We start from the raw sequence: 7,680 nt of genomic DNA on the forward strand, positions 1-7,680 counted from the left end.
GGACGGTGGCTGCTCGCCGACTCGCGATAGTCCTGCTGGCGGCAGTTGTGCCGATTCTGGCCGCGTGCAACGACGGGAACGACGGGGGTAACGGATCCACGACCAGCGCTGCGGCGGTGAAGTTGTGGGATCCTTGTACGCAGATTCCGGATGATGTGTTGCGGAAGGCGGGGGTGGATCCCGCGACGAAGGAGAGCGGGATCGCGGGGGTGCATCAGAGCGGGTGGGAGATCTGTAACTGGAAGGGGAAGCAGTACACCGTCAACGTGCTCTCCGGTAAGCGTTCCCTGCAGGAGATCCAGAACAAAGAGGGCAACGTCGACTTTCAGGACGTGGTACTTGCCGGACGGAAGGGACAGCAATACCGGGTCGAGGGTGCATCGAAGAACGACACCTGCGACGCCGTTTTCGCTGCTCAACAGGGGATCGTCGAAATTGTGATCACCAACAGTCTCATCGTCGACAATCCTGGTGATCCGTGCGCCACACTGCACCACGTCGGCGAACTGCTCGTCCCTCTGATGCCGGAGTAAGTGTCGAACCAGAAGGGGAGGAACAGACATGGCCGGTGAAGTAGAGACTTGGAAGAAGTTCGCCGAGCAAGCGCGCGGAGGCGAGCTGTATCTGGATGACGAAGCCGTTGCTCGTGAGTGCCTCGCGGCGTGCGACACACGGCTGACAGAGCTTCAAAGCCTGTTCAACGTTGCGCAACTGACTCAGCGGGTCTCCGGTTTCGGCGACTTCGACATGGGCCACGCCCTCGAAGGCGGCTACCTGAAACAGGCTACCGGCGAACCGAATTCGATCGACCAGGTCATCAAGGACCACATGGAAACCGTCAAGAACATGCGCGAGGTGATGGCACAGTCCGTCAAGCACCTCACCGGCCAGGACGTCGCCGCCGCCGGACAGATCGCAGCCACCGACACAGCGGGCAGGTAGTCGTCATGAGTTTTCTGCCGGAGGGGTTCAGCTCGTTCGTCGGTGAGGTCCTGACGAACTGGACGCAGGGGCGAGATCCCTCGCATATCCAGAATCCGTATGAGCTGCAGGGCAAATTCAACACCACCCGCGACAGCGTCCGAAACGACGCTCGCGCAATCGGTTTCGAGGGTGATTTCCGCACGCCGTCGGTGCAGACCACCGACAACTTCGAACGACACGACCTCGCGACCTTGCGGGAGAAGGTCGACAAGATCGACCTCGAGGCGGTCAACAACCTGAAGGATGCCTGGAACAAGATCGGCACCCAGGAAACCACCTCGTTGACGACGTTTCAGCAGGCCATGGGCAAAGCCACCAACGAGGGCATCTGGCGTGGCCAGTCGCGCAATGCCGCCGCGAAGGCGGTGACGGACTACACCTCGCAGGCGTCCAAGGTCGCCAAAGCCGCAGCGCTGACCAGTAACAAGTTGTCGGAGCTGGCTACGGGCCTGGCGCCGACGAAAACCTTGGTGCCGCATGTGCCGGGCCATCGGTCCGGAGTCAGCAACGCGGTGAATCTCGTGGTGGGGAAGGGCTGGCGAGACGATGTCACGGCCTACAACAATGCGTATACCGAGGCCAAGCGGGTATTGACCACGGTTTACGCCCCGGTCGTCCACGAAAGCGATACCGGCGTCCCGGTCATTCCGAAACCGAACACGCAGGATCCGGCCGGGCCGGGCGACCAGCCGCCGCCGTCCTCGTGGCGCCCAGGCGGTAACGGTCCGGGACCATCCGGTCCCGGCGGCACGCACGACACAAATCAGCCCAAGCCGGGTGATCAGAATCAGAACGGCCAAGGTTCGAATTCGCAGACATCGCAATCGAATCCGTCGGGGAACGGCCAAACGGACGGCTCGCAGAACGCCGGTGATCAGGCTCGTACCGATCCCTCGTCGGCGACGACTCCCTCCGGCCTCGACCCGAGCTCGCTCGGTTCCTCGGGTTCGTCCCTGCCGGGCGGCAGCGGCAGCGGTCTCGGCGGTGGCCTCGGTGGAACCAACGGCCCGAACGGACACGGCAGCAGTGTGCCCGGGGGAGTCCAGCCCGGCGCTCTGGCGGGGGCCGGGGGACGCGCGACGGCCTCGGCGGCTCGCGCCGGCGCCAGCGGTATGCCCGGGATGGGCGGTGCTGGACGCGGTAAGGGCGACAAGGAAGAAGAACGCACCAAGAGCGTCGCCGACTACTTGATCAACCAGGAGAACGGTGACGAGTTGACCGGCATCCCGGATCTTCCGAAGACCGTTCCTCCGGTCATCGGGGAGTAGTGGCGGTCGTGGGCAGGAGGGCGGGGCGATGAGTGACAGAAAATGGCGGTTCGATGCGGCCGAATTCCGTGTGCTGTGGGACGCGACAGGGCGCGATGTGCTGCCGTACCCACTGGCACACCGGTTCACCGCCGAGCCGACGCTGGAGGATGTGAACCGGACGCGGCAGCGCATCGCGCAAGTCCTGCTGCCGCAATTGGACGAGGACCTGGACCGCGCAATCCGAGTGCTGTTCGATCCCGAGGTCCGCGTCGAGATCGCGGGGTTCCGCGGGCGCGGCCGTGAACACCGAATCCGCGTCCACGCCGCCGTGCGTGATCGCCACGGCGTGATCGCGGTGCAGGAACCGGGACCGGAGGATACGGTCGGCGGGGCGGTACACCTCTCCTTTCTCGAATCCGATCGGGTCGCGGCCGCGGTGATCGCGGAATTGCCCGAATGCGCTGAGGGACAAGGCAAACCGCTGAACATTCCGGTCGAAGACCTGGAAACTTCCGCAGCTCACGTCCGTGATCCGTGGGTCGTCGGCCCGAAGGAACAACTGGCGCGCTTCCTGAAACGCCCGACCACCGCGAACTTCCACATCGCGGCCTATCCGTGGGGCAGCCCCGACAATCGGCATACGCAGGGCCGCAAGGACTTTCAGATCACGGATTTCGTGGACGACGGTCGGTACGCGATCTTCGGCGACCGCATCCTGCGCATCAAGCCGACCGATTCCAGGCGGATGACCGCACAGGTGCGGGACATGATCACCCGCACCACCACGGAGGTGCGCGACGGAGTGCATCCACGCCCCTGAGCCGCAGCGGCGTTTCACTTGTCGAGCCATTGCCGGATCCAATCGAGAGTCGCTGCGGGATAGATGATTTCACCGTCCTCCGCGTCTACCAGCGACCACCTCTCGGGCAGCGCCGGATCGCGCACGAGTCGATAGCCGGCCTTCTCGGCGCGGGAGCCGAGTGCGCGCAGACGCGCGGTGGAGTCCTCTGATGTCATCTACGGCCTTTCGCCTCGATGCGTGCGGTCGTGGAATGCAGGGAACGACGACCAGTACTCGTGCCTGATCGCATCCCAGAGCGGAGCCAGTTTCGGCAGTTTGTCCCGCATATCCGCAAGGTCCGGCGCCTCTTCCGCAGTGGAGGCAAGTATCGGCGCGGAATCGGAACAATTGCGTACGAGCAGGATTCGAATGGCCCGTCGGTCGAGCCGCCAGATCGCCAGCCACTCGCCGGCCTGGGTGTGGTGTTCGTGCATCGCGAGACCGACCCGTCGGCTATTCGATTGCGGTATATCTCCTGGCCCGGTGCGGTGTTAAGATCGCATCGTACGTGTGTGGGGATGTTCTCGTAACCAGTTGTGCTACTTCAATATTCGTCGGCATCGTGTCGTACCGTCCTCCGTGGTCGACCCGATGACCGAGGCTCCAGGAGCCACCACGCGTCTCGCGTCCGTGCGATTCGGTAGTGTCCCGGCCCAACACCGCATCTTCGTCGCCAACCTTCTGCGGATTTATGGAACCGGGCCTCCCCGGTCATCGGGGCGCGTTCAGTAGACACCAGAAAAGCGTTGCCGCACCGCAGTTTTCGATCTGCCGGACGTAAGACGTCGGGCGTCCAGCATGGGGCGGTCCAGCATATACGGGTCCGAACTGGACCACACGCGATAGGGAGGCTGACGATGGCAGGTGGGTCCACTCTTCCCCGGCGGGCATTGGGGCGACGAATGCGCGAATTGCGCGCCGCTGCGGGAAAGAGCCAATTGGCCGCCGGGCTGGCGATCGAGGTCTCGAAACAAGGCATCGGCCGCTTGGAGGAGGGGCAGGTAGTCCGCATCAGCACGGCGCAGTTTCGGGACCTGCTGGACTTCTATGCGGCGGACGCCGAGACGAAAGACGAAGTGCTGGGGCTCCTGCAAGAGGTCAAGGCGGCTAAGGGAAATACCGGCAGTAGTTGGTGGCGGGCCTACGCCGACGTGGTGAATCCCCACTTCGATCACTTCATGAGTCTCGAGCAAGCGTGCTCTCGTTTGACTGCGTTTACGCTCGCGCTGTTGCCCGGACTGCTGCAAACAGCCGCGTATCGCCGATCGGTTGTCGCAGTTAACGATCCAGACATGTCAGAGATCGACGTGGAACGCCGACTCGAGCTGACCGCAAGGCGGCAGCACCGCCTCACCGACGACCCGAACTTCTCGCTGGAGGTCTTGCTGTCAGAGGCAGCCTTGCGCCATCAGGTCGGCGGTCGGGCAACTATGTGCGGACAACTCCATCACCTCTCGGAACTCGGTCGCCTGCCGAACGTGACGCTGCGTGCCATCCCCTTCGACGCGGGCATGCATCCAGGAGTTGTCGTCCAGTCCTTCACGCTCTTCGAATTTCCATGCCTCGTCAACGGGCGCGTACCGGAGCCTCCCGTGGTCTTCGTGGAGGGATTCACCGGTGCGCTGTTCTTGGAGGACAACACCGTAATCAGGCGTTACGCGGAGGCATCGAGCGATCTGCGAAAGGTAGCGTTGAGCGAGGATGACACCAGGCTGCTGGTGCGTCGAATCGCAGAGGAGTACGCGGGTGATTAGAGACTCGACTGAGGGCCACTGGGTCAAGAGCAGCTACAGCCAGGGCGGCGGCGACTGTGTAGAAGTAGCCCACCTCGACGACAACACAGTCGGAATACGCGACTCCAAGGACCGCACCGGCCCAACCCTCCTCTTCACCCCCACCGAATGGGACACCTTCACCACCGCCCTCGACGCCGGCAGATTCGACAGCCCCACCGCCTGACGAGTCGAACCCCCTCGCTTCGAGAGCTTCGGGCGTTCCACGGCGCGATAACACAGTCGCAGCGCGGCCCACAAAATAGTGCGCGGTGGCCGATATGCCAGAACTCGAACTACTCCGAGAAGTACTCTTCTGCAGCGGCAATCGCAAAGCGGACGAACTCGGCATCCGCTTGCCCGTAAATACTCACAAACAGGTCCCCGGGCGAGTTGTCTTGCTCACTGACAACCACAATCGGAGTCGACTTACCTTCTTCCCGGAATTCCAATTCATCGCACTCATCGCTGACGTTTGCAATGGATGTAACGGAGATCCGGCGCCCGCGGAATACCCTTGAAGTCAGCATGCAGTTCCCCTATGCAAAATGTTCCGGTGGGATTTATGAGATCAGCCGACAACGTGGACGATCCAAACCGCATCTTTCGCGTGATTTCGGCGTGCACTCCGTCTCTTGGGTTCCGTCCCTACCGCAGCCCAGGAAGTCGCGGACGCTCGAGCTACTCCCACTGCGCATGTATGTCTGCCGATTCGATGTATAGACGCCCGTTGGTGAGTTCGATTTCGTGCGTACAGCCGAGGTCGGATGGAAGTACCTCATCCAACATGACGATTCCGATCCCTCCTGCGAAGTAGCCTTCATCGGTTATCTGGAAATCGATCGACGATGCCGAACGATACGTTAAGGTCAGTCCGGCTTCGTGCTTATACGTATTAGGTCCGAATCGGAGCGTCAAGTCTGCGTTTTCTTGTTGTGAAATACTTTGTAGGTTCAGGTCTTTGACGCATCGCAGACTGTGAAAGTCGTAGTGGTCACTATCGGAAGCGAACAGCCATGCGCCAGGTAGTAGATGCTCTTGAAGGTCACCTAATGCATACAGATAGCGTGAAGCATCAAGGTGGAACCCGATAGCAGTCTCTTCGACCTTTACGTATTTCATCGCACGGTTGTTAGGGTTCGGTTGGCTTCGAAGCGTCGAAGGAGGTGGTGTCGGTGCCAGTAGCGCTTTCCCATGCCGATTCGAATTCTTGGCGTCGTATTTCCCAGGCCTGAATATCTGGCTCGGATGATATTTCGGCAATTGAAGGGAAAGGTGCCTCGGCCAGAAATGCCTTACCGGTCTCGGAAGCCGCGGTCGCCCAGTCCGTGTGGCCGTCCTTGTAAATTTGGACCTTCCTTGTCTCGTAGCGATCTTTCCCTATCTCCGAGTAAAAGTACTCCGGTTCGTCCGGGTCGCAATGGCTCCACCTGACCTTGACGCACTCCATGTTGCGGTTCACTGTTGCGCGGTCGTCATTCGGTCGAATATGGCAGATTCAGGCCGGCATCATTCATCATACGTTCGTAGGCTTCAAGCATCGAACGAGCGGTATTCAACGCCATATCGACCGCATACTGCGCTTCGTCGGCGTCGCCCTTCTGAAGTTCCTCGCGCGCTTCGGCAAGTGTTTCCGCCAGGATGCTCAGGCTGTCGCCTTGCACGAGGAGCCCTGGAAACTTTCTTCCACTCCAGGACACGAGGGAATAGTCACCTTCAGTGTTCAGCAGTTCAGCTTGCGTATTCATCGACACCTGTTCTTTAGTTCGGGTGGAACGTCACAAATGGCATGCCTTCGGCCAACCTGCCGCGGAAGATGTCTATCCTTCTACCGTAGCCCAGTTCAGTCGAACCCTGAGGTAGAGAACTTTGGATTCGACTGCGCGTTCGCGAGTTTATCCCTTCGATTACGTAGTCCCAATCCGACCAAGGGCCAGCTGTTCCGGAGGCGCGACTACCGACAACATGAATCGTAACACCGCGAAGATTCGCTGCATTCTGAATCCTACGAGCATCCTCAGGAGAGATATTATCGATGTGCCCGCCGTTACCGTAGGTCGGCTTTCTGCACTCCTCCGGAGTCAATCCTAGAGGGTCGGACCAAGTCGTTGGATTTTGCACATAAGTTGCGGTGTTCGGCGCCGCATCCAGGCCCAGAGGATCTGCGGATTGGTAGCGGCCTGTCGTTGGATCGTAGTAGCGGTGATAATTGTAGTGAAGGCGGGTTTCTGGGTCATGATATTGTCCGGCGAAACGGATGGCCGTCGCCGCGCCGCCATACCACTCGGTTGTCCCCCACAGACTCTTTCTGGCTGTAGCGACAATCGTGAACGAGTGTGGCTCTATAAGGTCGGTGGGGGCTCCTGTCAGGTCGGTGACGACTGCGAGAAATTCGCGTCTCACTGCGTCGCGGCTGCTCTGGGTTATTGGGGTGTAAGCGCCGGCCTGGTACGTCCAATGAAGTGTGCCGGAGGAGCCCGCCTCCTCGATGAGCTGGGTGCGATCCCAGGTGTACTCGACCCACGCGATAGCAGCGTTGTCGACAATGTGCTGCTTGGAAAGGCGCCTTCCGAGGGCGTCGTATGTGTAACGCCACCACTCCTTCCCCGGCGTATACACGTCCGTCAGCTGATCGAATCCGTTGTACCGGAAGTGCCAGATGTCCGGCTTACGCGATAGCCGCGTCACCTCCTTCCGGATCATCCGCCCAGCCGCATCGTAGAAGTATCGAGTCCGTCCGTTGCGGATCAGGAGGTTGTTGCGGTACTCGCGGCGCCCGTCCGGGGTCTGTCCTGGGACAGGCGTGGACGCGGGGGGGGGGGGGGTGGTGGGG

General features: G+C 61.0%; 12 protein-coding genes. 6 read left to right on the plus strand and 6 right to left on the minus strand.

Features of this window, described 5'->3' with window-relative positions; translation table 11 throughout:
* Window positions 1-5: 5 nt before the first annotated feature.
* From A5780_RS12445 to A5780_RS12460, 4 genes are read left to right on the plus strand one after another with little or no spacing between them, the layout of a single operon-like run.
* Window positions 6-533: a DUF3558 domain-containing protein gene (locus A5780_RS12445; protein WP_227463158.1), complete on the plus strand. Its 528-nt coding sequence runs from the start codon at window positions 6-8 to the stop codon at window positions 531-533.
* A 28-nt stretch (window positions 534-561) separates the two neighbouring features.
* Window positions 562-942 carry a hypothetical protein gene (locus tag A5780_RS12450; RefSeq protein ID WP_063010928.1) on the plus strand — a complete coding sequence of 127 codons (381 nt, stop codon included), beginning with the start codon at window positions 562-564 and terminating at the stop codon, window positions 940-942.
* Window positions 943-947: 5 nt separating this feature from the next.
* Complete coding sequence (locus A5780_RS12455) at window positions 948-2,252, plus strand: hypothetical protein (protein ID WP_064908499.1); 1,305 nt, start codon at window positions 948-950, stop codon at window positions 2,250-2,252.
* A gap of 28 nt (window positions 2,253-2,280) precedes the next feature.
* Window positions 2,281-3,054, plus strand: a complete 774-nt coding sequence (locus A5780_RS12460; protein ID WP_063010930.1) for an ESX secretion-associated protein EspG — start codon at window positions 2,281-2,283, stop codon at window positions 3,052-3,054.
* Between the two features lie 14 nt (window positions 3,055-3,068).
* Here A5780_RS12460 and A5780_RS12465 read toward each other — a convergent pair whose 3' ends face one another.
* Window positions 3,069-3,251, minus strand: coding sequence for a hypothetical protein (locus tag A5780_RS12465; RefSeq protein ID WP_064908500.1), 183 nt, complete (start codon window positions 3,249-3,251; stop codon window positions 3,069-3,071).
* A gap of 681 nt (window positions 3,252-3,932) precedes the next feature.
* On the opposite strand from A5780_RS12465, the gene A5780_RS12475 reads away from it, so the two are divergent.
* Window positions 3,933-4,829: a helix-turn-helix transcriptional regulator gene (locus A5780_RS12475; RefSeq protein ID WP_255407243.1), complete on the plus strand. Its 897-nt coding sequence runs from the start codon at window positions 3,933-3,935 to the stop codon at window positions 4,827-4,829.
* Window positions 4,822-5,034, plus strand: coding sequence for a DUF397 domain-containing protein (locus tag A5780_RS12480; protein ID WP_064908502.1), 213 nt, complete (start codon window positions 4,822-4,824; stop codon window positions 5,032-5,034). The genes A5780_RS12475 and A5780_RS12480 overlap by 8 nt, the downstream gene beginning before the upstream one ends.
* A gap of 109 nt (window positions 5,035-5,143) precedes the next feature.
* Here the strand turns inward: A5780_RS12480 and A5780_RS39945 are convergent, their stop codons facing one another.
* From A5780_RS39945 to A5780_RS39065, 5 genes are all read right to left on the minus strand, one after another.
* On the minus strand, window positions 5,144-5,377 hold the full coding sequence (locus A5780_RS39945) for a hypothetical protein (protein WP_156769475.1): 234 nt from the start codon (window positions 5,375-5,377) through the stop codon (window positions 5,144-5,146).
* A gap of 151 nt (window positions 5,378-5,528) precedes the next feature.
* Window positions 5,529-5,969 (minus strand): hypothetical protein, encoded by a 441-nt coding sequence (locus tag A5780_RS39950; RefSeq protein ID WP_156769476.1) that lies wholly within the window; start codon window positions 5,967-5,969, stop codon window positions 5,529-5,531.
* Between the two features lie 10 nt (window positions 5,970-5,979).
* On the minus strand, window positions 5,980-6,309 hold the full coding sequence (locus A5780_RS40880) for a hypothetical protein (protein WP_197521738.1): 330 nt from the start codon (window positions 6,307-6,309) through the stop codon (window positions 5,980-5,982).
* A gap of 13 nt (window positions 6,310-6,322) precedes the next feature.
* Window positions 6,323-6,595 carry a hypothetical protein gene (locus A5780_RS12490; protein WP_146102096.1) on the minus strand — a complete coding sequence of 91 codons (273 nt, stop codon included), beginning with the start codon at window positions 6,593-6,595 and terminating at the stop codon, window positions 6,323-6,325.
* Between the two features lie 13 nt (window positions 6,596-6,608).
* A partial coding sequence (locus A5780_RS39065; RefSeq protein ID WP_304528418.1) for an RHS repeat-associated core domain-containing protein occupies window positions 6,609-7,680 on the minus strand: 1,072 nt, incomplete at its 5' end.

The organism is Nocardia sp. 852002-20019_SCH5090214 (assembly GCF_001665865.1).
In the GTDB taxonomy this organism is placed as follows: Bacteria; Actinomycetota; Actinomycetes; order Mycobacteriales; family Mycobacteriaceae; genus Nocardia; species Nocardia nova.